The 25,486-nt window shown below is 35.6% G+C and carries 23 protein-coding genes; 17 read left to right on the top strand and 6 right to left on the bottom strand.

Annotation, left to right across the window (positions count from 1 at the left end):
* From MM213_RS18325 to MM213_RS18265, 14 genes are all read left to right on the top strand, one after another.
* Positions 1 to 157 (top strand): ATP-binding protein (locus MM213_RS18325; protein ID WP_241414196.1); only part of this gene is annotated, 157 nt, incomplete at its 5' end.
* Between the two features lie 193 nt (positions 158 to 350).
* The gene (locus tag MM213_RS18320; RefSeq protein WP_241414348.1) at positions 351 to 1,982 is read left to right on the top strand and encodes an AAA domain-containing protein; all 1,632 of its coding nucleotides are present in this window, start codon (positions 351 to 353) and stop codon (positions 1,980 to 1,982) included.
* Positions 1,983 to 2,340: 358 nt separating this feature from the next.
* Positions 2,341 to 2,931, top strand: a complete 591-nt coding sequence (locus tag MM213_RS18315) for a DUF6624 domain-containing protein (protein WP_241414347.1) — start codon at positions 2,341 to 2,343, stop codon at positions 2,929 to 2,931.
* Positions 2,932 to 3,375: 444 nt separating this feature from the next.
* Positions 3,376 to 4,002, top strand: coding sequence for a CatA-like O-acetyltransferase (locus MM213_RS18310; RefSeq protein WP_241414346.1), 627 nt, complete (start codon positions 3,376 to 3,378; stop codon positions 4,000 to 4,002).
* 3 nt (positions 4,003 to 4,005) lie between these two features.
* Positions 4,006 to 4,575, top strand: a complete 570-nt coding sequence (locus MM213_RS18305) for a Crp/Fnr family transcriptional regulator (protein ID WP_241414345.1) — start codon at positions 4,006 to 4,008, stop codon at positions 4,573 to 4,575.
* An 89-nt stretch (positions 4,576 to 4,664) separates the two neighbouring features.
* Complete coding sequence (locus tag MM213_RS18300) at positions 4,665 to 5,342, top strand: hypothetical protein (RefSeq protein WP_241414344.1); 678 nt, start codon at positions 4,665 to 4,667, stop codon at positions 5,340 to 5,342.
* A 215-nt stretch (positions 5,343 to 5,557) separates the two neighbouring features.
* Positions 5,558 to 6,028 (top strand): hypothetical protein, encoded by a 471-nt coding sequence (locus MM213_RS18295; RefSeq protein WP_241414343.1) that lies wholly within the window; start codon positions 5,558 to 5,560, stop codon positions 6,026 to 6,028.
* Positions 6,029 to 6,105: 77 nt separating this feature from the next.
* Complete coding sequence (locus MM213_RS21005) at positions 6,106 to 6,513, top strand: glycosyl-4,4'-diaponeurosporenoate acyltransferase CrtO family protein (RefSeq protein ID WP_369413959.1); 408 nt, start codon at positions 6,106 to 6,108, stop codon at positions 6,511 to 6,513.
* A 200-nt stretch (positions 6,514 to 6,713) separates the two neighbouring features.
* A complete protein-coding gene (locus tag MM213_RS18290) occupies positions 6,714 to 6,953 on the top strand; it encodes a hypothetical protein (protein WP_241414342.1) in 240 nt (79 codons plus the stop codon).
* Positions 6,954 to 7,012: 59 nt separating this feature from the next.
* On the top strand, positions 7,013 to 8,008 hold the full coding sequence (locus MM213_RS18285) for a hypothetical protein (protein ID WP_241414341.1): 996 nt from the start codon (positions 7,013 to 7,015) through the stop codon (positions 8,006 to 8,008).
* Positions 8,009 to 8,411: 403 nt separating this feature from the next.
* Complete coding sequence (locus MM213_RS18280; RefSeq protein WP_241414340.1) at positions 8,412 to 9,089, top strand: ABC transporter ATP-binding protein; 678 nt, start codon at positions 8,412 to 8,414, stop codon at positions 9,087 to 9,089.
* Between the two features lie 1,473 nt (positions 9,090 to 10,562).
* On the top strand, positions 10,563 to 11,528 hold the full coding sequence (locus tag MM213_RS18275; protein WP_241414339.1) for an NAD(P)-dependent alcohol dehydrogenase: 966 nt from the start codon (positions 10,563 to 10,565) through the stop codon (positions 11,526 to 11,528).
* A 141-nt stretch (positions 11,529 to 11,669) separates the two neighbouring features.
* The gene (locus MM213_RS18270; RefSeq protein WP_241414338.1) at positions 11,670 to 12,122 is read left to right on the top strand and encodes a hypothetical protein; all 453 of its coding nucleotides are present in this window, start codon (positions 11,670 to 11,672) and stop codon (positions 12,120 to 12,122) included.
* A 2-nt stretch (positions 12,123 to 12,124) separates the two neighbouring features.
* Positions 12,125 to 12,328, top strand: a complete 204-nt coding sequence (locus tag MM213_RS18265) for a DinB family protein (protein WP_241414337.1) — start codon at positions 12,125 to 12,127, stop codon at positions 12,326 to 12,328.
* A gap of 117 nt (positions 12,329 to 12,445) precedes the next feature.
* Here MM213_RS18265 and MM213_RS18260 read toward each other — a convergent pair whose 3' ends face one another.
* Positions 12,446 to 12,703: a hypothetical protein gene (locus tag MM213_RS18260; protein ID WP_241414336.1), complete on the bottom strand. Its 258-nt coding sequence runs from the start codon at positions 12,701 to 12,703 to the stop codon at positions 12,446 to 12,448.
* Positions 12,704 to 12,963: 260 nt separating this feature from the next.
* On the opposite strand from MM213_RS18260, the gene MM213_RS18255 reads away from it, so the two are divergent.
* The gene (locus tag MM213_RS18255) at positions 12,964 to 13,344 is read left to right on the top strand and encodes a PH domain-containing protein (protein WP_241414335.1); all 381 of its coding nucleotides are present in this window, start codon (positions 12,964 to 12,966) and stop codon (positions 13,342 to 13,344) included.
* A 153-nt stretch (positions 13,345 to 13,497) separates the two neighbouring features.
* Here the strand turns inward: MM213_RS18255 and MM213_RS18250 are convergent, their stop codons facing one another.
* Positions 13,498 to 13,704: a hypothetical protein gene (locus MM213_RS18250; RefSeq protein ID WP_241414334.1), complete on the bottom strand. Its 207-nt coding sequence runs from the start codon at positions 13,702 to 13,704 to the stop codon at positions 13,498 to 13,500.
* Between the two features lie 385 nt (positions 13,705 to 14,089).
* Here MM213_RS18250 and MM213_RS18245 point away from each other — a divergent pair, with 385 nt between their 5' ends.
* Together MM213_RS18245 and MM213_RS18240 are read left to right on the top strand one after the other, a co-directional pair.
* Positions 14,090 to 15,733, top strand: coding sequence for a S41 family peptidase (locus tag MM213_RS18245; protein WP_241414333.1), 1,644 nt, complete (start codon positions 14,090 to 14,092; stop codon positions 15,731 to 15,733).
* Between the two features lie 45 nt (positions 15,734 to 15,778).
* Positions 15,779 to 16,360, top strand: a complete 582-nt coding sequence (locus tag MM213_RS18240; RefSeq protein WP_241414332.1) for a YdeI/OmpD-associated family protein — start codon at positions 15,779 to 15,781, stop codon at positions 16,358 to 16,360.
* A 90-nt stretch (positions 16,361 to 16,450) separates the two neighbouring features.
* On the opposite strand, the gene MM213_RS18235 is transcribed toward MM213_RS18240, so the two are convergent.
* From MM213_RS18235 to MM213_RS18220, 4 genes are all read right to left on the bottom strand, one after another.
* Positions 16,451 to 16,975 carry an ArdC-like ssDNA-binding domain-containing protein gene (locus tag MM213_RS18235; RefSeq protein WP_241414331.1) on the bottom strand — a complete coding sequence of 175 codons (525 nt, stop codon included), beginning with the start codon at positions 16,973 to 16,975 and terminating at the stop codon, positions 16,451 to 16,453.
* A 493-nt stretch (positions 16,976 to 17,468) separates the two neighbouring features.
* A complete protein-coding gene (locus tag MM213_RS18230; RefSeq protein WP_241414330.1) occupies positions 17,469 to 19,058 on the bottom strand; it encodes a RagB/SusD family nutrient uptake outer membrane protein in 1,590 nt (529 codons plus the stop codon).
* A 12-nt stretch (positions 19,059 to 19,070) separates the two neighbouring features.
* On the bottom strand, positions 19,071 to 22,088 hold the full coding sequence (locus tag MM213_RS18225) for a SusC/RagA family TonB-linked outer membrane protein (RefSeq protein WP_241414329.1): 3,018 nt from the start codon (positions 22,086 to 22,088) through the stop codon (positions 19,071 to 19,073).
* Positions 22,089 to 22,385: 297 nt separating this feature from the next.
* Entirely contained in the window at positions 22,386 to 25,145 is a 2,760-nt protein-coding gene (locus MM213_RS18220) for a DUF5695 domain-containing protein (RefSeq protein ID WP_241414328.1), read from the bottom strand.
* Positions 25,146 to 25,486 lie beyond the last annotated feature (341 nt).

The following is a 25,486-nucleotide window of genomic DNA, read 5'->3' as shown; positions in this document are numbered from 1 at the left end:
TGGAAGAGCTTCTACAATAGTTGTATCACAGCTTCCTGTCACAAAATGGTTCGAAACTATAGGTGACAGTACCATTGCTGATGCCATTCTTGACAGACTCGTTCATACAGCACACAGAATAGAGCTAAAAGGTGAATCAATGAGAAAAAAACAATAACTTTAATTGCCGTTAAAACGGTAACTGAAAACCCAAAAAGAAGGGGTGGTCAGAATGACCGGATTGGTGGTCAAGATCATCGGATTAAACACCAGCACTATATGAGGTCTTTAGAAGGAAAATCAAAGCTGATTCTATACTTGAATTCTGGGTCTCGATCGAAAACCTGGCAAAGAGAAAGAAAAAAGTAGGTTTGATCAAAAGATTTCTCTATTGGCTCAAATTTGGGATAAAGGACAAAACTTTTTTTCTCAAGCCACTCGAAGAAATCATCTTGATCTCCCAATCAAAATACTATCAAAGTAAAATCTCGGAATTGACCCAGGAAATCAGGAACCTCGAAGGCAAGTTGGACAAATTCGCATTTGACCAAAAAATGGCTGCTTACACTGATATCTCGATGAAATTGTTCAAAGCGGCATTGTATAGTAAATACAGCCATCGTAAAAGAAAACACTATTCACTCCAAGAGCTCAGGCGACAATCAGATGAATTTGTAAAAGATTATCCCATCATCCTAAGCACTACATATTCATTGAGAAACTGTCTATGTGATAATTTTTCCTATGACTATGTTATCATAGATGAAGCTTCTCAGGCGGACCTGGCTACAGGTGCACTTGCTTTGTCCTGTGCCAAAAATGCTGTTATTGTGGGTGACACCAAGCAATTGCCCAATGTTGTTGACAAAGATATGGGAATCATAACTGAAGATATTTTCAGTTCATATCGGTTGAAAGAATGCTATCGGTATTCCACAAACAGCTTATTGTCATCATTGTTGGCACTGTTTCCAACAATACCAAAAACACTTTTAAGGGAACACTATCGCTGCCATCCAAAGATCATAGAGTTTTGCAACCAGAAATTCTATAACAATCAACTAGTGATCCTGTCTCAAAACACCCCGGACAGACAACCGCTAATCATCTATAGAACTTCATTTGGCAATCATGCCAGAATGAAAATGAACCAACGGCAGATTGATACCATCAGAGATGAGATCATTCCCAAAGAAAAACTACATGATCTTGACTTGGGAATTGTCACGCCCTATCGGATGCAAACCAATGCATTGCAAGAGGCATTTAAGGACACAGCCATCATTGCAGACACCGTTGACAAATTTCAAGGAAGGGAAAACCAGGTCATCATACTTTCGACGGTTGACAACGAGATAACTGAGTTTACCGACAACCCCAACCGGTTAAATGTGGCAATTTCCAGGGCAAAAGAGCAGCTGATTTTGGTAGTCAATGGAAATGATATCACCAGGGACAGTAATATTTCGGATTTGATTCACTATACAGAATACCAAAACTTCACAGTGGTTCAAAGTGAGCTAAGTTCGATTTTTGACTTGCTCTATAAAGGCTATGAAGTCGAACGAAAAAGGTATATCCATAAATCAGGCAAAGTATCGGCATTTGACAGTGAAAACTTGATGTATAGCCTGATCAAGGAAGTCCTATCAAGTGAAAAATTCATCAAATACGATGTACTCTCCCACTTTCCGATACGTAACCTGATCCGTGATTTCTCTCTTTTAGACACAGATGAACGCAAATATGCAAGCAATCCACTTACCCATTTGGACTTTTTGATATACAACAAGCTTGGCAAAATCCCAATACTCGGTATTGAGGTAGACGGTTTTGAATACCATCAGCAAGGCAGTATTCAAGCCGATAGGGATCAGATGAAAGATGCAATCCTCAAAAAGTATAACTTCCCCATACTAAGATTCAGTACAACTGGCAATAGTGAAAGAAAGAGGTTGGTTGATAAATTGAATAAAATCCAGAGTTTCAAGGAAAGGTATTAAAGACCCATATTGAATCAGATCCACCATGAATAGATTTTTTCCAGAGGATAAGCTTTAGAAAAGGAAGGATATCAGCTATTAGTGCCACAGCAAGAAAACTTGCAGTGATTATTTGGAATATGGTAGTGAAAGGGGTGCCCTACATAAACCCAGAAGGATACCTTTACTTAGATCAGAAAAACAAATGCAAAGCATTCATGAATACCATTAGAAAAATAACTTTTATAAATAAGGTTGGGCTTAGTTAAGAGAATTAAAAAGTAAATCGATAAATTGAGTCTTACTAATGAGGGTTGGAAATCGGCTAAAATTGAGGGGGTTTCCTAGCGTTAGCAATATAAATAAAAACTAAAAACATATGAAAAAGGCAAAAGTGTTCCTCATAATTTTTGCATCGCTATTTTTGATGGTATCGCTATTCTTGTATATCAACAGAGATAAATTTGCTTACGTTGGCTCCGTAGACTATGTTGAAGTTGACTGTAATATGAAGAGCGAAATACTTAATGAAGTCTATTTAAGTGACCAAAAAATAAGACGAGAGAATAATCTAATTAAGTATGCAATAGAAGACCATAGGAATCAAGAATTGATCATAAGTATCATTGAAAAATGCGGAATGCCAACCTTAAACGAAATAAATCAACAACAAATGAATGCTATCTGGCTGGGATTGCAACATACAGAAAATAAATATAGAGTGAAATATTTTCCTCTTATTGAAAAAGCTGTCAAAAATGGCGACTTAAGCAAAGAACAATACGCTCTTATGAAAGATAGAATTCTAATGGATGCGGGTAAACCACAAATTTATGGAAGCCAACTTAAGAACGGCAAACTGTATAAATTAGATGCACCAGAAACTGTCAATGAAAGAAGAAAGGAAATAGGATTAGAACCACTAGAAGATTATCTAAAAAGATTTGACATTTCATTTGACGCTAACTAGAAATACAACATTTAGGCCTCAAGCCAAAAGCCCATGTAATAAAGCCCTGAAAGATGGATAAATCTATCATAGTTCCGATATCGATTGAAATTGTTGCTACCTTGTTCTCTACAGAATACATCTGAAAGGTAATGGGCTTGGTAAGCAGAGATGTGTTTTTGTCTCGCACTAAATATGGCCGACACTTTGTTTTTAAATTATAATTAGAGTTTCTGTTTCTAATAACTTTCTTCTAACTTACATTACCACGATGAAGTAGAGTCAGGACCTGATGAGAAGTAACTTGCTAAGGAAAATTCGATTGGTCCGATAGCTTTACTATTTATAGGTTGGGTCTTTTTTGGTTCGGTCTTCTTTTTCCAAATAAAAGTAAGACTCCGAAAATAACAGTAGAAATTTTGGGAAATTAATAAGTATAGTAAGCATTATAATTAATTGACAGATATGAAAATTTTAGTTGACATAGAGAAATGGAACAGAAAGGAACATTTTTTATTTTTCTCACAATTTGAAGAACCCTTTTTTGGTGCTACAGTAAACCTGGACTGCACAAGAGCATATAAGACCTCAAAAGAAAAAGGCAGCTCCTTTTTTCTTTATTATTTATATAGAGCTTTAAAAGCAGCCAATGAAATCGAAAATTTTCGATACAGGATTATTAGTAAACAGGTTTATCTGTTTGAAAAGGTCAATGCTTCACCTACTATCAATCGACCAAACGGTACTTTTGGTTTTGCCTATATGGATTATTACCAAGAGGAAAACGAATTTTATATTGGAGCATTAAATGAGATTGAACGAGTACAGCTATCCAATGATTTAATGCCTGCGGTGTCAGGGGAAAACGTCATCCATTTTTCGGCTATTCCGTGGATAGATTTTACTGCACTTTCACATGCCCGAAGTTTTTCCTATCCCGACAGTTCGACCAAAATATCTTTTGGTAAAGTAACCGAACAAAATGGAATAATGACAATGGCTGTTTCAATCCATGGGCATCACGGACTAATGGATGGCTACCACATCGGACTTTTTGTAGATAGATTTCAAGAACTATTAAACGGGGAATGACAAATGCATCACATTCTAAAATCTTATTTTCAGGAAAGAACCCAAATCAACGAAGAGAGGCTAGCATTCCTTTCTTCTTACTTTAAGGAAATAAAAGTAAATAAGCATGAATTTTTACTCCGGGAGGGGGAGGTCTGTAAATTTAATTACTTTGTCATTTCTGGCTGCTTACGACTGTACCATGTGAATAAAGAGGGATTAGAGAATACCCGATACATTGCCTTTGAGGGAAAATTCGGAACATCATTTACCAGTTTAATTACGGGACAACCATCCATTGAGTATATTCAAAGTCTTGAAAAATCTACAGTTCTTTCCATCAGCAAAAAAGATTTTTTCTTCTTGGTAGAAAATGAACCCGCAGTAAATATAATTTACCGTAATATTCTAGAGTCCGCCTACATCACCACCCAAAAACGAATTTATGATTTTCAGGGAGTGGATAGTCTTCAACGCTTAAAATGGTTACTAGAGCAACAGCCCAATGTATTCAATAGGCTTTCCAACAAAATAATTGCTAGTTACTTAGGAGTCACCCCTTATACCTTAAGTCGTCTGAAAAATAATCTTTAAATAACCAAACCTTGCTTTAGAGCAATCTTTTTCTCCTTTCAATTGCCAAGCTTTGCATAATTAAAGAATGTAAATTATACATTATGCAAATGCTCAATAATAAATATCTATTCCAGATCATTTTACTTTCTATTTCACTTAGCCTAATTGGGTTTTCCAAATCGGCCAGAGCTCAAGATACTTCTCCGAAGGTCCCAATACCTGTAGAGTATATGTTTGGAAAAAATAGAATGTTTTTTCAAATGGTGGTCAAGCGAAAATTTTCCAGTGAAAGCAAATTTGGTTTTTTGAGTGTATCCACATTATCTACAAGTTATAATAATGATATGGAAGATTTAGATATGGCAGTACCTATTTTGGTGACTTACAACATTTATAAAGGTTTCGGCTTAGTAGGTGGAGCTACTGTAAACAACAAAGTAGGAAGTTCTCCCCTACTTGGTGCACAACACTCCTATTCAAATAAAAAATGGGTTTCAGTAACCATTGCTTCTATTTTCCTAAATTCAACCAAAAACTTAGAACTTTTTGGTATTTATGAGTATAAACCTCTAATAACCCCAAAAATAAATCTGTATACTCGAATTCAGTTCTTATATATCCATAACACAAAGGAAAATTTTCACGCAAGAAGTTTTTTGCAACTCAGAACTGGGTTGAAAATGAACGCCCTAAATTTTGGCGTAGGTGCCAATTTAGACCAATATGGACCAGAAAAAACATTCAAACCAAATTATGGGGTTTTTGTTGGCTGGGCTTTTCAATGAAAAATAGTTACTAAAAATTACATCACCACTTGGAATGATTAACATTTGGGCTGTGTCCAATTTTTAAAGCATACATTATATCTAGCATACAGCGGGCAAATGAATAGAAAGATTGGCATTTAAGATCTGATGAGAAAGTTGGAAGCAAATTATTCCAATAGCTCGTAGTTTCAAATAAGAAGCACTAAATCCAATGTTATATAAAAAAAACACCCTTGTTAATACTTTTCATTTCTGGATTTGCAAATTCACAGGACAAACAAATCTTTGAAACCATTGACATTGAGAATTTTTGGACAGCACTTGACAATTTATCAAATGCTTCAAGCAAAAATGACAGCATAAAGATCATTCAAACCGAGTATATAGATAATTCAACTGATTTCTTTAAAGAGTTCATAAAAGTAAGAAACTTCAATGCCCAAGAGTATATTACTTTGATAGCTAAATATCCAAGATTTTGGAATTCAATTAGACCAGAAACAGAAAATGTAAAAAATCGGCAATACGATATTGAACAACTATTGGATAAATACGAAAAAGAAATTCCAAACTTTAAAAGACCCAATGTTTGTTTTGTAATTGGTTGTTTGAGAACAGGTGGGACAGTCAGTAAAAACCTGATATTAATCGATACAGAAATAGCAGCTTCAACACCAGCCAAATCAATTGGATTGGAGAAGTAGCTTACTCATTTGCCCTTAATTTATTTATCACAGGAGTTTTTGCATTATTAGGTTTTGCATTTTTTACAAGCAGAATTTTGCCTAACTCTTACAATAAAATCAATAATGTCAAGAATTTGACATCAATATATCAACTCTTGAGAGTTGAGTATTTTAAATTTCTCCTTCTTAAGTTTTTTTGGGGTAAAGAGAGAAATAGAAAAAAGTATTTTAGCGGGTCTAAAGCTGGCCTTGAAAACTTTGAAACTCAGACAAGGCAATCAGAATTTGGTCATTTAGCTTCCTTCATTACAATCGCAATTGTTTCCTTCTACATCCTTTTGAAAGGCCAAATAGTGATTTTTTTTATAACAAACTTTATCAATGTAATCGGAAATCTTTATCCAATTATATTGCAAAGAAATCACAGAATTCAGATTGAGCGACTTAAACTTATATTGGATAAGAGAAAGTTAAGTTTGGGAAATCATAGAAGAATGAAGTAAATAAAGAGACCTCTTTAATTCAAAACGATATTGAGATTAAAAAAAAATGATTGACTAAATATTTCATTATATTTTATGTAAATTAGTTTTAATTATTATTTTATTTTATTTGTTTAGGGTAAATATGTTGATAAACGAATAAATTTTAATAATAACCGATGAACGGTTTGTAATTATTTTAACTAAAACTTTCATAAAAAATGAAAAAAATCAAAGTTTTAGCAATCATACTAGGGATTTCACTAAGTGTAGTAAGTCTATCGATTGAAACATCGGCGAGAAGCATTGGCAGTACGATTGGTGGTATTATTGATTGTCCACTATCAGGTAAACCATGTTCTTCTGACGCAGACAGTAGTCAAAAAGAAAGATGTAAAATTTCTGTTGGTGTTTCCCTAACGCCAAGGTGGTCTTTACCTTCAGCATCTTGCTCTGAGTAAAAAAGACCTAGTGCAGGGTTGCTGAGCCCTGCACATTTTTAATTTTAAAAATCAAATCAATGATATTAAAACATTTACAAACCATTTTTATTTTCTTTATTTTAATTGCTTGCTCTCCTAAAGAAAAACGGAAATTAAGCGAGAAAAAAATTTTTGAAAAGAATGAAATAGATTTTTCAGGGAGAATAAACAGGTATTTTATTGATAAAGATCTAATACATATTCATGGATCTCCTTATGACAATATTAGAAGTTATTCAAATGAAGGTATACTAATAAAGGAAGTTGGAAAAAAAGGCCCTGCCGACTGGGAGTTAAGTTCTGTTTGGTGGTACGAAGAGAATGACTCTACCTACACCATATATGATTATGGAAAAAATCTAATTAACAAGTTTCAAAGTAAAACAGATAGTCTACTAATCAGCTACCGATTTGACAGTAGATCAAATCTTTTTAAATACAATGATAATAAATTCCTTTCAACTCAAATTAATGAAAAAGGTGAATTCGAATTTATCACGATAGATATTTCAGATAAAAATTATGTAAATATCTTCCCTACCAAAAGTATGCTGTTAGAATTAGGGGTAAGAGAAAATAAAGACTTAGATTATTTGCTTTATGGAGATTTTGCCAGAAGCCAAGTTAATCCGGACATATTTGTTTATTACTGTTTAAATGCCCCTGTATTTTTTAAAATAGACATAAAAAATGAAAAAATAGACCTTCTGAAGGATTTTAGGTATGAATTCATGCCAGAAGTTTATAGATCGGGAAACAATGTTGTTCTTACCCCAAATCACAACTGGTATGTATCAGGAGCAATAATAGGTGACAAGATATATTTTTTAACAATTCAAAATAAAGAATATTATCTAGAAGTTGATTCAAAGTGGTATTTGGATATTTATGACCTTGAGAGTGGTTTGTATGAGGAAAGTATTCCTGTAATTATGTCTAAAGGAGACAATTACCCTTTTGAAATAAAAAATAGAAATGAGGAATTAATTATCGGTTGGAATTTTGAAAAAATAAAAATCTACGATGTTAAATAATTAGAAAATCAAATCTCTTTTTGAGATAATCGAGTATACTTTATTAATTTATATCGTATCCTCGTCTTTAATATTGCTGTTAAAATTCGAATTGTTTTCTAGTTCGATACAAAAAAAAAATCTAACCTTTCTTTATAAGTATCCAGAAACTACCCTAAGCTTAACAATAATCCTTTTACTTATTTCAGTATAAGTTTTTTTATTGAAAAAATAAAGCCACTGAGTATCATTATAGTCATCGCTTTTTGTTCTGCATATAGTTTTTATCTATTTTTCAATTTATATGTACTTTATGATACGTGTGCTTGCTAATCCCTTTTCTCCTTTTTATCATTAAAAAGAAATTATCATTTATCAACCTTTATTGCTATTTTAGGCGTTGTTTCTTTAATATTTTTAATTTATGATCGAAATAAACAAAATAAATAAACGATACAAAGGAACCTACGCTCTTCAATCAATATCCTTAAAAATTGAATTGGATGGGAAAATATATGGGTTGGTAGGACCAAATGGAAGTGGTAAAACCTCTTTAATTTCTATTCTATCCGGATTTATAAACTCAGATTCAGGGACTATATCAGGGGTAGAAAAGAATTCCTTTGGGAGCTTCATTGGAACAGAATCCTTTTTGGATCACCTGACAGTTTATGAATGGCTATATTTTATTCAACAGTTAAAAAATAAAACAATCGATGACTCCGAAATAAATGAATTGATTACTTTGCTGAATATGGGTGAAGAATCTAATAAAAAAATAAAATCTCTCTCCTATGGTCGAAAGCAAAGATTGGGGATTATTTCGGCTATTATTGGGAAACCAAAGCTTGTTATTTTCGACGAGCCGTTAAATGGTCTTGACCCTTCCGGAGTGTTTTTATTCAAGAAAACAATTTCATGGTTAGTTGATCATAAGATTTCTGTGCTGTATTCTTCGCACCGATTAGACGATTTAGCAAATTATTGCAATCATTTGTTTCTGTTAAATAGAGGGAAACTCTTGTTTGATGGAGATTTTGAATCATTTATACAGCTCGGTAACGGTAATATCGAGGAGAGTTATAATTCATTGGTAGTATGAGTCTTTTTAAAATTTTCTGGTTGAATTGGTTAAAGAGTAATTTTGTAAAATGGTATCTCCTAATTTCTGTTTTATTAATTTTACTATTTAACTTTTATTTGATTTCTTTTGAAAAAGACTTGATTTATCGTTTGGGAGGGTCATTTAAAATCCCCTACATATTCAATTTGCTATTCGCTCTCAATTACCCCTTTGTATTTATATATCCTATATTAATGGGTTTTGTTTCAGGGATTAAAGATCGAGAAGGAAGTTATCTCAGGTATTTATTACTATCAGGGTATAATAAAAAAAGCTTGTTTATTTTCTTCCAGAAAAATTTATTCTTCGCTTCACTCTTTTTGACATTTTTCATCTTGGTTGCTTCTTTAATTATTGGCTTTAATGAAGGGATATCAACAAAGAGAATTAATATTCTTGATTTTACTTGGATACCTCTATATTTCATTCAAGGTTTTGCAGTTGGTAATTTCTTTTTCATGATTTTATTATTATCGAGAAGTTTGCTAAAAACTTTTTTAATCACTTTCCTACTTGCATTTATTTTAGAACCCATATTAGTTTATACAATGGCTGAGTCATTTAGCATCTTCTATTATCTGCCTTTTCGTTCTATCAATAATCTAACTTTCGTGGAAGGAATGGAATTTACTATCTCAAATACACCAAATAGATTATTAAACTTATTTATTGCCATTGGTTACTTATTGATGTCGTTTGTCCTTAATTATAGGTTATTCAAAAGGATAGGCATTTAGGTTTTAAAATACTTTTTAGAGCTTTAACAATCAAAATCTGTTCAGCAATTAAAAACAATCTGAAACCTATGCTATAAACAAAGATTATTAAATGAGCTTCATGACATTCGTTAAAATCTAAGGGCTTAGGTTATAAGTTATTCAAATAGCAAGTCTATCTATCTTGATTACAGCATTGAGTGGAATTTATCCAAAATGTATTCTATAAAATTGAAAAAGAAGTTTTTTGTAAATTACAAACTACCCTACCACCGTCAATCTGACCATGTTGACCACTTTAGGATGGTGGTCAGTATTGCCAGAATGACATTTTTGACTACTTAAAACTAATCATTTATCGTTTGCTTTGTGATAAAACCAACACCGCAAAGCATGGCAGGAGAAACAATAAACATGAGCAATCTAAAGCAGATAATCCTTGCTCACTTTATTGTTTCATTTTACTGTCAATTAGCTTAACATTGGGGTATACATATAAATAACCCTTTAATTTTTACCTTCAAAGGATTCCAAAAACAACTTGTTGACACCAAAACAAATACAACTTAATTTACTAATTTTAGAAGCTCCTACCCCATGCTCTTAACATGGGGAAAATAGTTGAACTACGACAATAGAATACAATTTTATATGAAACAGTAAGCTTGAATAAAGCCTCGTTCAGGCAACAACCATAAAGCAAGACTTACAAACGCATTATAAGCATACTCAAAAAATGAAAGCAATAGTCTATTCAAAATATGGGCCACCTAAAGTTGCCAAGTTGATGGAAGTTCCTAAACCAAAGCCTAAAGACAATGAAGTTTTAATCAAGGTTTATGCCTCAACAGTAAATAGGACTGACTCTGGCTTTCGCAGTGCCGAGTATTTTGTTTCTAGATTTTTTTCTGGATTGTTTCGTCCTAAATATCAAGTATTAGGTTGTGAGTTTTCAGGCATTGTTGAAGAAACTGGCAAGGATGTAACTACCTTCAAGAAAAATGATAGGGTTTTTGGGTTTAATGACAAGACCTTTGGTGGTCATGGGGAGTATTTAACGATTGCTGAAACTGATGCAGTGACAAACATGCCGGAGAATATAAATTTTGACCAGGCAGCTGCACTTACGGAAGGAGGTCATTATGCATTGGTGAATATAAGAGCGGCAAAAGTTACAGCAGGTCAAAGTGTTTTGGTAAACGGAGCAACCGGTGCAATTGGATCTGCTGCTGTTCAATTGTTGCATTATTTTGGGGCAAACGTAACTGCGGTTTGCAATACAAACAATGTCGCTTTGGTAAAATCACTCGGAGCAGACACGGTTATTGATTATCAGACACAAGATTTTACAAAAACAGCAGATAAATTTGAATTTATCTTTGATGCTGTTGGTAAAAGTTCATTTGGTCAATGTAAGCCCTTGTTGACTAATAAAGGAATTTACATCTCAACTGAATTGGGAAAAAACGGAGAGAATATATTGTTGGCATTGACGACACCACTATGGGGAGGTAAAAGACTTCTATTTCCACTTCCGTCAATCAGTAAACAGGATGTGATGTTTTTGAAAGCGCTTTTTGAAGAAGGACATTACAGACCTGTCATTGACAGGCAATACAATATGGATCAAATTGTAGAGGCATATGAATATGTTGAAACTGGCCATAAGACTGGCAATGTTATATTGAAAATAGCAGACTGAAGGGTTGTTTCCTGAATAAAACGATCAATTCATTTTATTTCCATCAATTAGTTTTAGTATATTTTTTACACAAATTAAGAAGATCAAAACCTTAAACTAACCTTTCACGTCTCAGTATTCATAACCAAAAATATCATCAGCATGAAACACCTTTTTAAATTTGCACTAGTAGGTTTTATTTTAATTTTAGGCTGCAACACAGAAGATGATTCCCCAAACATGTTATCAGTATTGGGTGAGTGGGAGTTGGCCGAAGTAGGCTTTCAATGGCAGGCAGACCCAGATGACTTTGAACTTCCTATTGATAGGTATCAGTTTAATCAGAACAATACGTTTAGTAGGATTAGAGAGTCTGATAGCGGGGTCAAAAATGCCAGTGGAACTTATGTAATAGAACCTGCAACTGAGGAGGATGTAAATGCCTTGTTTTATATTACATTGGATTATGAGCAAGGAGAAGAAATGATAGGAAATTGTGAAGGAGGTGGATATGAGGAGGGAAAAGAATATTTATTTATTAACTCGGAAAAAAGACTAAGAAATACATGGGATCAATGTGATGGTCCAACCTATATTTATGATAAAATTGAGTAAAATTGACTATTTATTATGATAAGTTTGACTTTAACATAACAGCAGATTATTCCAACAGCAAAGGTCAAAAGTACAGCAGTAGTGTTCGGGAAATTTTATTTCATATTATCAATCACTCTACTTACCACAGGGGCCAAATTGCAAGTGAATTCAAAAATCAAGGGATCGAGCCATTGATTTCTGACTATATTTTCTTCAAACGCTAGGATGCTGAATGAACACTTAGAATTCTATCATCAAATTATTTAAGCTGCACCCCTTACCTCGGTGAAACTGCAAGCCAAGATATTCTAGCAGAAGAGTCATAGTTTTTTATAATATCCTTACTTCAATATAGGTGGCTTTTTTTCAAGAATCATCAAACCTTCAAATTCCAAATCCCTCAATTTCATTCCAGCAAGGATAAATTCATCAGCGTCTACATGCTCTTTAAATTCATGTATTAGCTTTAGCAAAAGCTTGGCCTTCTGTATTCTTTCACCAGGAGAAGGGTTTAAGTTAGCTTCTATGATCTTTTTGAGCTTTATTTTTATTTGCTCTTCTCTCCTATCCAATTCAGCTAAAATTTCGAAAACATCCATTGTTTATTTTATTAACATTAATATGTTACTAATATAAACATATTCTTTTTTTATTTCAATGGCGACCTATGTATAAATTTCAGTCAAAAGTTGTTTAATTAGGGGAGAATTAATGATACGATTTAGGCTTTTAAAAAATTAGTCAAAATTGATCGTTACTAATGACATTAAAGAAATAAAACATTGGGATTAAAAACCATAAAAAACGGGTACTGCCCCAAAAGTCAAATTATTGGGAATAAATTTAAACTTAAATCGATATGGGATTATTTTCATCTTTACTTGGTAATGCAGGAGCCGTAAGCCAAGAGGAATTAACAAAAAAGTATGGCCAATTATTGATAGAAGGTGAAGAAATAGAATTGGGTTTCAAGCTGATTCGAGATACTTTTATATTTACGAACAAAAGACTTATTCTAATTGATGTCCAAGGGGTAACTGGAAGTAAGACAGAATACAAATCAATAACTTATAAAAGTATTTCCAGATTTAGCATAGAAACGGCTGGAACGTTTGATTTAGATGCAGAACTTAAAATTTGGATTTCCAGCGAAGCACATCCAAGTATAAAAAAACAATTCAACAAATCAGTCAATGTTTATGATGTTCAAAGGTTGCTAGCACATCATGTCCTAAAGTAACTATATTTACCTTGATCCTTATTTTTGACTATTTGAGATCAGAAAAGCAAAAAAAACTATCTCTGACAATTAGTCCAATATCAAAAGTCCTTAATACAAATTCTGATCGACACGATAATCTATCATGGCTTTCTAAAAATCACCCCAATCAATTCATGGAGCTTTTCTTCTTTTTGTTTTATGACCGGGAAGATGTATGCCTGAAATCCACATGAAGCCGTTGTTTTCATGGACGGTCTTCTCGAGGTTAGTGTATTGCGTAAGGATGGGTTCATTGATTATCTTGTCTAAAAATGTAATGGCTATATGAGCGGGATGCTCTGAGGGAAGAAAGTCTTCCAAAATACGTGGAAGGAGCATCGACAGGTTGTGATCATAAACTTTAAAGACCATTCTCTAGTCTTTTTTTTCCGAAAATCAAAACAATAATTTTAAGTTAGACAAGAAAAAGGTTTCCAGAGAAATTTGGTAGCTATACATTTTTAAAGAGAATTTTGAAATAGCCACTTTTTCTTATTGAAAGGTTTTTTTATTGATAATTGACATGTATCCTTTATTTGTAGTTAAAAAATCATATACGTAATTAAAGGACTTTCAAATGACAATTAAATATTTAATGGAATTGATTAAGTTTGAAAAGTTTGATTTGAGTAAAGAAAATCAAAGCTTAAAAAATTTTAAATTCACAATTTCCAATAAGTCCAATAAGACATATTACCAGGTTGCTTATAAATTAGTTTTTTACATGAAAACCATACTTCTTGTTTTACTGTGTTCTATTTTGTCTTTTGGTACTGCCTTTGCAAGAAAAGGTATTTCCGAAACTGAAAAACTTGCTGCAACGGCCAAAGTCTGGGGGTTTTTGAAATACTACCACCCTACCGTTGCCAAGGGAAAGTTTGACTGGGACAGGCAACTTTTGGATCTTCTACCCCTTGTATACAATGCGGAAACCAAAGAAGAATATTCTGACATCATTATGGCTTGGATTGAATCCTTAGGAAATATCAAAATTTGCAAAAATTGTCAAATGGAATCTCGTACGGATCATTTCGAAAAAAATCTCGATTTATCTTGGTTTAAAGACTCTGACATTTTCACCTTATCACTTAGTGAAAAGCTTCAATTCATAGAACGGAACAGATATCAAGGTAAACCTTATTACATCAATAATGGAGGTAAGAATTCTACCCTTATAATTAGCAATGAAAAATCTTATGAAAATTTTGATTGGACAGTAAAGTCGATGCGGATTTTGTCATTGATCAGGTATTGGAATACTATTGAATATTATTATCCGCACAAGTACCTAATCGATACAAAATGGGATAAAGTACTTTTGGAAATGATCCCCAAGTTTAATGATCCAACTTCCGAACTTGATTTTCACTTGGCTATGCTTGAGCTTGTCGTTAAAATCGATGATAGTCACGGATATTTTTCAACTGAATTGATCAATCAGCATTTTGGACTTGGCTTGATCCCGGCAGCTTTTAAGATTATCGATAACAAAATCGTCTTAACAGGTTTTTATAATAAGGATTTGGCAGCTGCAAATGATCTTGAAGTTGGAGACATCATCAGCAAGATTGAAGGGATAACAGTTTCTGAAATCTTAAGGGAAAACTTAAGGTATATCAATGGATCAAATTACAGCACAAAACTCAAATATGCATTTGGAAAAATTTATCCAAGCTCTTCAGACAGTGTTGAAGTTGAGATTGAAAGAAAAGGTATCACCAAAACTCGTAAATTAGGTAGATATCAAAGAGATGAATTCATTTCCAAGCCAAACCAAAAGGATTGGGAAATTTTCCAAGACAATATTGGATATATCAACCTTAAAGGAATTGACGGGAAGGAATTAATGCATGCTTTTGATAGTTTGGAAAATACAGTAGGGATAATCATTGATTTGCGTAATTATCCGCAAGAATTTTTCGGAAACCATTTCAAAAATTTTTTGGGGGCTAGAAACGAAGTCATCACCAAGGTAATTAAACCAGACTTCAAATATCCAGGAAAGTTTATAGTTTCGGATCAAAAAGCAACCACCAAAGTCTCGAAGTACAAAGGGAAAGTGATTTTGCTTGTTGATGAATATACTCAAAGCCGTGCCGAATTTACTGCCTTACATATTCAAAATGGGTACAATGTCACTACTGTTGGGAGCCAAACCGGAGGTGCCGGTGGAGTCATGATCCCCATTGAATTTGTTGGTGGATTCCAGTCATATTTTACAAGCAGTGGCATTTTCTTACCTGATACGACTCCTATTCAAAGAAAGGGTCTTCCGATTGACCATGAAGTCAGGCAAAGTCTTGAAGGAGCTATTGAAAGTAGAGATGAGGTACTTGATAAGGCTGAAATGTTGGTCTTGGAGAAATAGAAATTACATGATGACAATCAGTTATGTAACTTTAAAAACAATAAAATGGAGAAAAAGGAAATAGAAATATTTTATCCAAAAAGCCAATCTGCTTGGAGACGGTGGTTAGAAAAAAACCATCTTTCAAAACAAGCTGTTTGGCTTGTCTTTCATAACAAAAAATCAGGATTAAAGTCAATCTCGTGGAGTGAAGCTGTTGATATGGCTTTATGCTTTGGCTGGATTGACAGTAAGAAAGTAAAAATAGATGATAATACAGCACATCAATTTTTCAGCAAAAGAAAACCTAAAAGTACCTGGTCGAAAATCAATAAAGAAAAAGTTGAAAAACTTACTGAACTGGGGTTAATGACAGAAGCAGGCACTGCTACAATAAAAACTGCAAAGCTAAATGGTTCCTGGACAATTTTGGATGAAGTTGAAGAATTGATTATTCCACAAGACTTGAAGTCGGCATTGTTAGGCAATCCTGAAGCCTATAATTTCTTTTTGGGTTTGAGCAAATCTATAAAGAAGGTTATGTTGGCTTGGCTTGTATTTGCCAAGACTGTTGAAACAAGACAAAAGCGGATTTCTGAAATTGTTGAAAGTGCCGGACAAAGGCTAAAGCCTAAACACATGCGCTAATAAAATTTTCATTCTATGAATTGCTGAAAGGGATATATGAATATCCACTTCCTTTCAAACAATGGACTAAACAATCTATCAACTTGGAGATTATTGTAAACTGTAGGAAAATTCAGTTTTTCCAGAAACTTTATTATGTTCACACCTTTCAATCGGTTCAGTATTTTCCAAAATCCCAGTTTCCGGAATCTCATAACCAATCTCTTCAACATATTCAATATTGAATACAGTGTAATATTTCAAGAAACCAACCTTCGTGATTTTAGAAGGATGCATTTTTTTGACTTCTTCCTCCATCAGCTTCCTGCCACTCTTCTGGTCAAGGTAGCTGAAACCCCAATAACATACAGGGAGTCCCTTTGATCCTTTTCTTATCGAACCTCCCAAACTTTGTGCCTGCTTGAAAGTCATAAAATACGGTTTTCTACACTGCGCTGATATCAGGATACACATATTGATTCCATTATAGCATTTCTTGGTCAGGTAGTTTGCAGGGATCTCCCCTCCTTCCCACACCTGTCTCCAAGGGACAATCCCATTTTCAAGCTTTTCAATGATCAGATCGGTCACCATCTGATAAACATCCTTCCTTTGTTTTTTCGCAATAGTCTTCATGATTTCTTCTTTTAGTTTTAAGATTTAATTATGAAGCATCTCCAGGATTCAGCTGCTATTGAATGCAAGAGGAAACGGCATAAAGCCGTGACGCTGCGCTTACTTTTTATTCCGTTTCCTCTTGCCATGTGTGGGGGATGATATCCTAAATTGCTGAGGAATTGAATAGAAAGTAAAACTGATCGGTTCGCAAGTGGCTGTTGGATTATTTTAAAAGTTAAAAAATATCAAGAATAGTCTCAAGACCAATTATTGTCTGAAATAAGACATTTTTAAAAATAAATGAGTCTCGCTAGAATTTCAACCTAGAAATGAAAAGTTTTGGAATTTTCAAGATTCTCTTAAAAGGAATGAACACAGACTCATAGTGGGCATAAAATGAGGCCATTAACCAAAAATCAGTAAGTTTGGTAAAGCCAATTAACTAATTGACTAAAAAACTACCATGCGATAATTTTGCATGGTAGCTTTATCAATATTAAACCAAAAATAATCAATAACTCGGGTTTTGTACGAGATTTGGATTGTTGTTGATCTCAGTCTCCGGTATTGGGAAAATAATTTTATCCTGTGCCTGTGGATGCGGTCGATGATTGAACCAACTCTTGGTTTGGAACACTCCAAAACGGATAAGATCTTGTCTTCTATGCGCTTCGGCTGCAAACTCCCAACCTAGTTCATCCAAGAATCCTCCAAAAGGGATCACTCCTGAATCTAAGTCAATACTTCCATCCAAATTTTGATAACCATACTGGTACCTGCTGTTACCTTCCAATACAGCGGCCGAAACAGTTGCTTTTGCTGGGTTGGAATTGGCAAAAGCTCTTGTCCTTACCTCGGACACCAAACTTGCAGCTTCTGATCCATTTCCAGTTCTAAGCAAAGCTTCTGCTTTCATCATCAATACATCGGCATATCTGAAAAACGGAAAATCATTATCCAAACTACCGGTAGCACTTGGCTTAATTTGGTATTTACCGATTCTATAACCATCATTGGACGCTGTGGCTGCAATACTTGGCACTTCTTTTCTATAAGTAATGACCACTTCTCCCGTGTTTGCATGGCGCTGAGGTCCCTGAATCCAAGTATCGTAAAGCCTTCCATCTTCTTCATCATAGCTATCTATAAACTGTGGTACTGCACAATTTCCTCCCCAAGGACCAGCCTGCATTCCATAGACAAACCTACTTAGCGGATCCAAAGTCTTCATATGAACTGTATTTCCTTGTCCAAAAATCTCATCATAAGGAATCGCAAAAATGATTTCTTGGTTGTTTTGATTTTCCCAATGAAATACATCGGAATATACTGGGTCCAAAGAATAGACTCCTCCAGCTATGATTTCATCACATACCTCAATGACTTTTTGCCATTGCGGAGTACCTGTATAGACCTCAGCGTTAAGGTAAATTTTCGCGAGGAGAGTTTTTGCGACCCAATAGTTCATTTGTCCATAAGTACTATTTGCGTCCTGACTTAAGGAAGGTAACACATTCTCGATTTCTTCGATGATGAAGTTGTACAAGGTTGTTCTATCACTTTGCTCAGGAAGACTTACATCCCTAAAATCAGTTACAATTGGCACATTACCATGATTGTCAAGCAGTAGATAATATGCAAAAGCACGCACCCCTTTGAGTTCAGCTATTACCTCTTCTCTTCCCTCAGAAATTTGGATCTCCCCATCTTCAATCTGTGAAATCACCCTGTTTGCAGTAGTCACACTTCTGTAGGAACTATTCCACAAATTGGTCGGCTGCCACTGAAGTGGAGTCCAGGTATGCTGATGCATTCTGACATAAGTGCCCCCATCATACCATCCATTTGGCCTAGCAGGTGTTACGATAACATCTGCAGATTCTTCTTGTACGTCAAAATGTCCTTGCCAACCCATCATCAATGCTCTCAAAGAACCATAAACAGGTGCGATAATCGCTGGAATATCCCGCTCACCTGGCCTGAAATTTTCTGCCAATACTTCCGAATAAACTTCCTCATTCAGGTTTAAACAGGATTGCAAAGCAAAGCTAATACTTACCAAAAAAGCTGAGCCTAAGATTATTTTATTTATAATTTTCATAATTTGATCCTTTTAGAATGAAATGTTTAAACCCAAGGTGAATGTTCTTGTAGTTGGGTATTTGTCTCTTTCGTCATTTCCTGGTGCAAATCCCAAAATACTAACACCTTCGGGATCGATCCCCTGATATTTTGTAAGCACAAACAAGTTTAATCCTGATGCATAGATTCTTGCATTTTGCATAATCCCCCTTCCTGGAAAACTATATCCAAAAGTCACGTTGTCCAATTTGAGATAATCACCACTTTCTATGTAATGACTGACATAAGCCAAGTCAGAATTAAGTCTTTGGCCATAAACTGGATCATAGGCCGTATTGAGCATATTGTAGGCAATGTTTTTAGGGTTTTCATAAAACATTCGCTGAAAATTCAGAATATCATGTCCAAAAGCCCCTCTCATATTCACTTCAAGATCAAACCTTTTGTAGGTAAAAGAATTATTGAATCCTATAATGTGCTTTGGAATCCCGTTTCCATAAAACTGTCTGTCTTCCGGAACTGCATCTGTAATCGGGATTACCTCACCTTCCTGGTTTTCAATCAACCAAAGCCCATCTTCATTGACCCCAACAGATTTCCAAACGAAGAACTGTCCAATCGGGCCTCCGACCTCCACACGATGGGTGTAATCCTGTATTGGCTCTCCTGTACCTCCAGCATTGAAGAATTCCCTCGACACATCAAATTGTTCATTGGAAAGGTTTACAAGCTTGTTCCTATTGGTCGAATAGGTGAAGTTAGAATTCCAGACAAAATCTCCTTTTTTGATCGGTGTAAAATTCAGCAAAAACTCCATCCCTTCATTCCGCATAGTTCCTGCATTCAGCATGATATTACCTGTGAGATAGGGAGGTACTGGAACAGGGAAATTGTAAAGAAGGTCATTGACATTTCTTCGGTAGAAATCAATTGCTCCGCTAATTCTGTCTTGAAAAAAGCTGAAATCTACCCCTACGTTGTATTCTAGTTTTCTTTCCCATCTCAGGTCTGGATTGAAATTTCTGGTAGGTATAAATCCCTGAACCCAATTCCCGCCAACATATGCTCCCTGTCCTCTATCGAAATTGTAACTAATTTGAGACAAATATGGATTACCTGCAATTGTCCCTGTTACTCCATATCCTGCCCTAACTTTGATTTCATCCACGTTTCTAACCCCTTTAAGGAAAGGTTCATTGCTGATTCTCCAGCCTACGGAAGCGGCAGGAAAAGTACCCCATTGGTAATTGGCTCCAAACCGTGAAGAACCTTCTCTTCTAACACTGGCCATCAAAAGGTATTTATCGTCAAAATTGTAAGTAAACCTTCCAAAGAATCCAGCCAACTGCCATTTATTTTTGGTACTTCCCATAGCAGCTTGACCATTGGCCAGTGCTGCTCCTGCGCCTAGATTATTCCATGTATAAAGGTCAGTCGGGAAGTTCCAGTTGCTTGCTTCAAATGCTTCATAAACTGCATCTTGCCAACTATATCCTCCAAGAACAGTGAAATAATTTTTACCGATAGACTTACTATAATTTCCAGTCAATTCTACCAGATTTTCATTGTAGGCATTCGTTGATCTATTTGCAGAACTGTTCCTGTTGTTAAGCCAAGTGTCGGTATGACTGAAAGTGGTAGCTCCACCAAAAATATTGTTGTTCTGCACATTGGAAACAAGAAGTTTCAGATCCAAATCATCAATAGGGTTGTAACTTAATGATCCGCTCATTCGCATCTCGTTGTTTCTAGATTCTGAAGAGTATTCATATATTCTAGAAATAGGGTTTTCATAAAAATACCCATCCCTTTCTTGCCAGTTTCCTTGCTCATCACGAACCCTGTCAGTAGGATTTCTGATCATAGCTTGCCTAAATGCATAGCCATCAGCACCTCCCCTAGCGGCTTTTATAACCCTATTGATTACTTGAACGTTAGCTCGAAGTTTGTCACCAAACATACTATGGTTTAAATCTGCCCTAACTGTAAGCCTTTCCTGACCGGTTCTTTTGAAGATACCATCCCAATCTCTATAATTAATTGATCCAGTGAAATTTGTAGTGCTGTTACCTCCAAAAAATGTCAGATTGTGGTTGTGGCTTATTGGCGTCTGAAGCATCTCTCCTATCCAATCCGTATTTCCCCCATAATCTGTGTAAGCAATTCCTTCTTCTGCAATCAATCTTCTGTAGTCATCTCCTGTCAAAAGCTGTGGTCTCCTTTGGATGGTCTGTACACTCATATAGTTATTGTAGTTGACTGTATTTCTACCTTCACTATTTTTTCTGGTAGTAATCAAGACGACACCTCCTGTTGCCCTGGTTCCATAGATTGCTGCTGCAGATCCATCTTTCAAAACATCAATAGACTCAATATCCTCTGGTGCAACAGTGTTCATAGTTCCCGGAATCCCATCAATCAATATCAGGGGTTGATTTGTACCATTGATAGAATTTAAACCTCGTAGATTAATCTCTGTGCCTGCTGCTGGATCTCCACTAGGTGTGGTCACTCGAAAGCCTGCTACTTTTCCCTGAATTAGCTGCGCAGCATCCCTAACTGCACCTTTGACGAAGTCTTCCTCTTTTACACCTCCGATGGAACTTGTGACATCTCCTTTCCTCATAGTTCCGTAACCTACCACTACCACTTCATTCATGGAGGTAATATCCGGCTTTAGTTTGATTTCAAATACAGATTGGTTTGCAACGGCAACCTCCTGTGTTTCAAACCCAACAAAACTGAACACCAAAGTACCTCCATTGTCAGGGACTTCCAGGGTAAATGAACCATCTATATCCGTAGCTGTTCCTCTAGTGGTACCTTTCAGTACTACACTCACACCAGGCATGGTAAGTCCATCTTCCGTAGAATATACAGTCCCACTTATAGTCTTATCCATGGAGCTAACAGCCCTTGCTTCTACTACTCCATCCGAAGATCTGGAGTCATCCAACATGATCGAGGCATAGGTCTGTGAACTTCCAAAATGAAAGGTAAGCATCAGTCCTATGGCAACGATACTTTTTAATTTAGTAAAGTTTTCCATACTGTAATTGGGTTGATATTTAAGTTTATTAATCCCTATAGTGAGACCAATACATCTAAAAAAGTCTCTTGGGATTACTTTATAAATGTACTTAAAACACTTATCAAAAAATTCAACAAAAGTAGCTTAAACCTATACTATATTAGCTCATTTTGAACTATCACAGAATAAACTTAAATACCTAAATCTTTTCATAAAAATTTAAATTGGAAAGGACAAAAAGAAACCTACCGAAAATTGTATTCCGGCAGGTTTCAACCTTATTGAAAAAAGAAAAACTTATCGCTTTCAAAATGTTCATTTCAGACTGATTATCAATTCTTTTTGATCAGTTCCCAAAGGAAGAATGTATGCACCGTTTTCTAGTTTTTCTAACCCTAAATCCCAATCGCTTTTATTAGGATGAGATATTCTAAAATAGGCGTGCTTTGTGTTGGCATTCGCCTTATCCAGAAGCAAATGAAGCTTACCTGACTCTGGATTGTATGAAGCTTCAAGGATATTTCCTGATTCCAGTTTTACAAGTAATTTTTCAGGTGCCAAAAACAATTGCTTTCTTCCTCCCGAAGTCAGCTCAAGCTTTATATTTCCTTCTATTTCTTTGACATTTCCTCCAAATCCCAGCCATCCAAAAGTCTTATCATGAAGCAATATTGATTTGGAATTCACAGCATAGCCAAAAAACCCTGAACCATAATCTCCACTGTAAGGATCAATTGCCAACATTTCAGGATACGAGTGAAATGCCGCTGGCCCAAAACCATCCTCTGTGACATTGGCCACTCCACCTACCATCCCTGCATATCCAACCCTCAAAAGATAAAGATTTTCTGGGTTATCGATATATTCATGCATTACAGGAATAGCATTCAATGCAGATCCATAATGGTGAAGCTGTCTTTCGATTCTCTGAATTTTTCCACCGTATTGAAAATCCCAATACCTTCTGGCTGATCCGTTGTAACCCCAGTGTGGTATGGCTGGCATATAAGCCAAAATCGCATTGAGCGTAACGTCCGCTTTTTCATCCATCCCGAAATACTTTGCCCACATATAAACTTCTTCCTGCCCGGTGGAATCCCAAGGCATCTCACTGCCAAAAGGATAAGCCAAACCTGACCAAACATCTGCTCTTGCTCTCATAGCCCCTTCAAGTTCTTTGGCAAAGGCCTCCATTCCCTCTTTCTTAAGATCATCTAAAAGCATTAAAAAAACTGTTCCTTCCATCTGACCAAACTGTGCATAATGTGGTGCCAGTTCTACCATTGCCATCGAAGTGCTGAAAGCATTTTCAAGATACCAATCCCAAGTTTGGGGAAGTTCAAATCCTTGATGATATCTCAATAGTCTATACATAATCCAATGCGCAGCTGCCACATGAGGATAGTTGTAAGAGCGTCCCGGCGAGTCCGCATGTTCCTTGTCCCAAGCAGCCCATGTACCATAATTGACACTTTTACTGTAAGTGCCAGCCGGCATCTTTTCAGGCTCATAATAAAACACACTCTTTTTCACTCCGTATTTATTCTCTCCTTCATTATATTGTATGCCTCCCCAAAGGGTTTCGTGCATGAATTTCCCGAGCTTTTCTACCTCCTCCATTTTTGGGTCTAGCAATTGCTTCATAAAGGCTGCGAGCCAAGACCCTGCTCCAGCTTCATCACTCAAGCCAGCTATCCATACCCTAGAGTCTTCTACTACCTGAGCTTTTTTCTCATAGTCATAAGAAATCACCGAATTGTGTCTTCCAAAAGGATCTTCTTCATTTTCATACCATTGCTCTGTGGTAAGGAAACTACCCATTTTGGCCACCAACTCAGTTTCTGGATGGATGACTTTATAAGATAATACTTGCTTAGTTCCGTCAAGGTAAGTGATTTCTACTTTCGCCCTTCCCCACTGCTTTCCTTCCACATCAAATGCCAACCATCCTTCGGCATCCTTTTCGGGATTCTTTGTGATTATTAATGAGCCTTCTGGGGATACAGTCATTTCTTTGATGGACTGGGGTGCTTTCAAACGCAAGCCTGCCTTGACATCCATTGGCACTACATAGCCAGGCAATCCAATTGCTACGGGCCTATTATTAGCAACCAAAGTCGGTTCAATTGATCTGAGGTCATCTGCCAACAAAAATTCTAGGCTACTGGTGTAGCTTTCTCCTGGAGCAATTACCATGGAGGTTGGCTCAATCCATTGCTCGGCATTTTTCCATTGCCCTTCAGCCTTGGCCTTACTATGGATCACCCAATCATGGAACCCCTCAAAAGTGATGTTTCTTGGTGTTTGGTCATCTAACAATGGGCTGTAAGCTTCAAAAGAAGCATTTTCCTTGGGTACAACCAACAGAACGGGGGATTTCCCATGTAGTCTCACCACCTGAAGATAACCTGCATCTCCTCCTATATAAGGATCATAGAACACCTTCTCCAAATGAGCATCTTCAAGACTTTTCCAGTGTAAAATATTATCAAATATCATAGGAACACCCAAATACCCAATCTCAACTGGTTTACCAGATTCATTTTTCAATTCAAAAGTAAGGGTCAGAGAATTTTCACCAAGTTCCCAAGTTCTGTAAACGGCTATTTGATCGGTATCACGAAGACTTTTACTTACCAAAGAAACTGCTCTTTGGGACGTCGCTTTTTGTTCATTTGCTGAAGACTCTCTTTTATGTGCACTTGAAAAACTCTTCCAGGTCTCCTCTTCCCCAATACGATACATAAGGTTGATATCACCTAGGTGATAGAGACTGTCCCTACTTCTGATATCCAAAAGTTCGGATGGAACAAAATCAAAACTGAGATCCACCTTTGGATTCAAAGAGGCCACTGTATGGCTGCTATTTAGCAAACCCAATTTGAAAATATCATTTTCAAGGTAGCTTTTCTTTGTTGTCTCTAAGGTTTGTGGCTTTGCCTTGATTCTATCCCAGATATCTTGTGCAGATACTGGAATTGAAAAAAGCAGCATCAGGCCTACAAGGAATGAAAATCGACTTGATCTATCTGTTGAAAATCCAAGTGCTCTCTGTATAAATTGTAATTGTTTCATGCGCAACTGATGATTAAGGTTTTGCCTTAGAAAAATAAATCTTTGGCTCTTATACAAATGTAATTAATACACTTATCTGAAAACCATAGTTTATTACCCATTAATAACACAATATTAACTTTGGTGCATTTTAGGGAAATATTTCACCAAATAACAACCATTTTTAGAATCAATAAACAATATTTTCATTCTTAATAAAACACCAAGACCAAAGTTTTATCGGCACTTCATATAAAAGTATATTTTTAATGGATAAAATTAATTTTAAAACCGAATTTTTATAAAGTCTGAAAACTGGTTAAATCATGTCTAAAGAAAGAAACAAATTGTTCATTTTCTAC

The organism is Belliella alkalica, from assembly GCF_022549785.1.
Lineage (GTDB): Bacteria > Bacteroidota > Bacteroidia > Cytophagales > Cyclobacteriaceae > Belliella > Belliella alkalica.
Note: the sequence above shows the minus strand (reverse complement) of the source record. Positions and strands in the feature narration are given on the sequence as shown.

Excerpts from the sequence above, each read along its gene's own strand:
- MM213_RS18290 (WP_241414342.1), top strand. The coding sequence starts at position 6,714 with ATGAAAAAAATCAAAGTTTTAGCAATCATACTAGGGATTTCACTAAGT.
- MM213_RS18260 (WP_241414336.1), bottom strand. The coding sequence starts at position 12,703 with ATGGATGTTTTCGAAATTTTAGCTGAATTGGATAGGAGAGAAGAGCAA.
- MM213_RS18240 (WP_241414332.1), top strand. The coding sequence starts at position 15,779 with ATGGAGAAAAAGGAAATAGAAATATTTTATCCAAAAAGCCAATCTGCT.
- MM213_RS18245 (WP_241414333.1), top strand. The coding sequence starts at position 14,090 with ATGAAAACCATACTTCTTGTTTTACTGTGTTCTATTTTGTCTTTTGGT.
- MM213_RS18255 (WP_241414335.1), top strand. The coding sequence starts at position 12,964 with ATGGGATTATTTTCATCTTTACTTGGTAATGCAGGAGCCGTAAGCCAA.
- MM213_RS18280 (WP_241414340.1), top strand. The coding sequence starts at position 8,412 with ATGATCGAAATAAACAAAATAAATAAACGATACAAAGGAACCTACGCT.
- MM213_RS18230 (WP_241414330.1), bottom strand. The coding sequence starts at position 19,058 with ATGAAAATTATAAATAAAATAATCTTAGGCTCAGCTTTTTTGGTAAGT.
- MM213_RS18270 (WP_241414338.1), top strand. The coding sequence starts at position 11,670 with ATGAAACACCTTTTTAAATTTGCACTAGTAGGTTTTATTTTAATTTTA.
- MM213_RS18315 (WP_241414347.1), top strand. The coding sequence starts at position 2,341 with ATGAAAAAGGCAAAAGTGTTCCTCATAATTTTTGCATCGCTATTTTTG.
- MM213_RS18250 (WP_241414334.1), bottom strand. The coding sequence starts at position 13,704 with ATGCTCCTTCCACGTATTTTGGAAGACTTTCTTCCCTCAGAGCATCCC.
- MM213_RS18310 (WP_241414346.1), top strand. The coding sequence starts at position 3,376 with ATGAAAATTTTAGTTGACATAGAGAAATGGAACAGAAAGGAACATTTT.
- MM213_RS18300 (WP_241414344.1), top strand. The coding sequence starts at position 4,665 with ATGCTCAATAATAAATATCTATTCCAGATCATTTTACTTTCTATTTCA.
- MM213_RS18305 (WP_241414345.1), top strand. The coding sequence starts at position 4,006 with ATGCATCACATTCTAAAATCTTATTTTCAGGAAAGAACCCAAATCAAC.
- MM213_RS18275 (WP_241414339.1), top strand. The coding sequence starts at position 10,563 with ATGAAAGCAATAGTCTATTCAAAATATGGGCCACCTAAAGTTGCCAAG.
- MM213_RS18220 (WP_241414328.1), bottom strand. The coding sequence starts at position 25,145 with ATGAAACAATTACAATTTATACAGAGAGCACTTGGATTTTCAACAGAT.
- MM213_RS18235 (WP_241414331.1), bottom strand. The coding sequence starts at position 16,975 with ATGAAGACTATTGCGAAAAAACAAAGGAAGGATGTTTATCAGATGGTG.
- MM213_RS18225 (WP_241414329.1), bottom strand. The coding sequence starts at position 22,088 with ATGGAAAACTTTACTAAATTAAAAAGTATCGTTGCCATAGGACTGATG.
- MM213_RS18285 (WP_241414341.1), top strand. The coding sequence starts at position 7,013 with ATGATATTAAAACATTTACAAACCATTTTTATTTTCTTTATTTTAATT.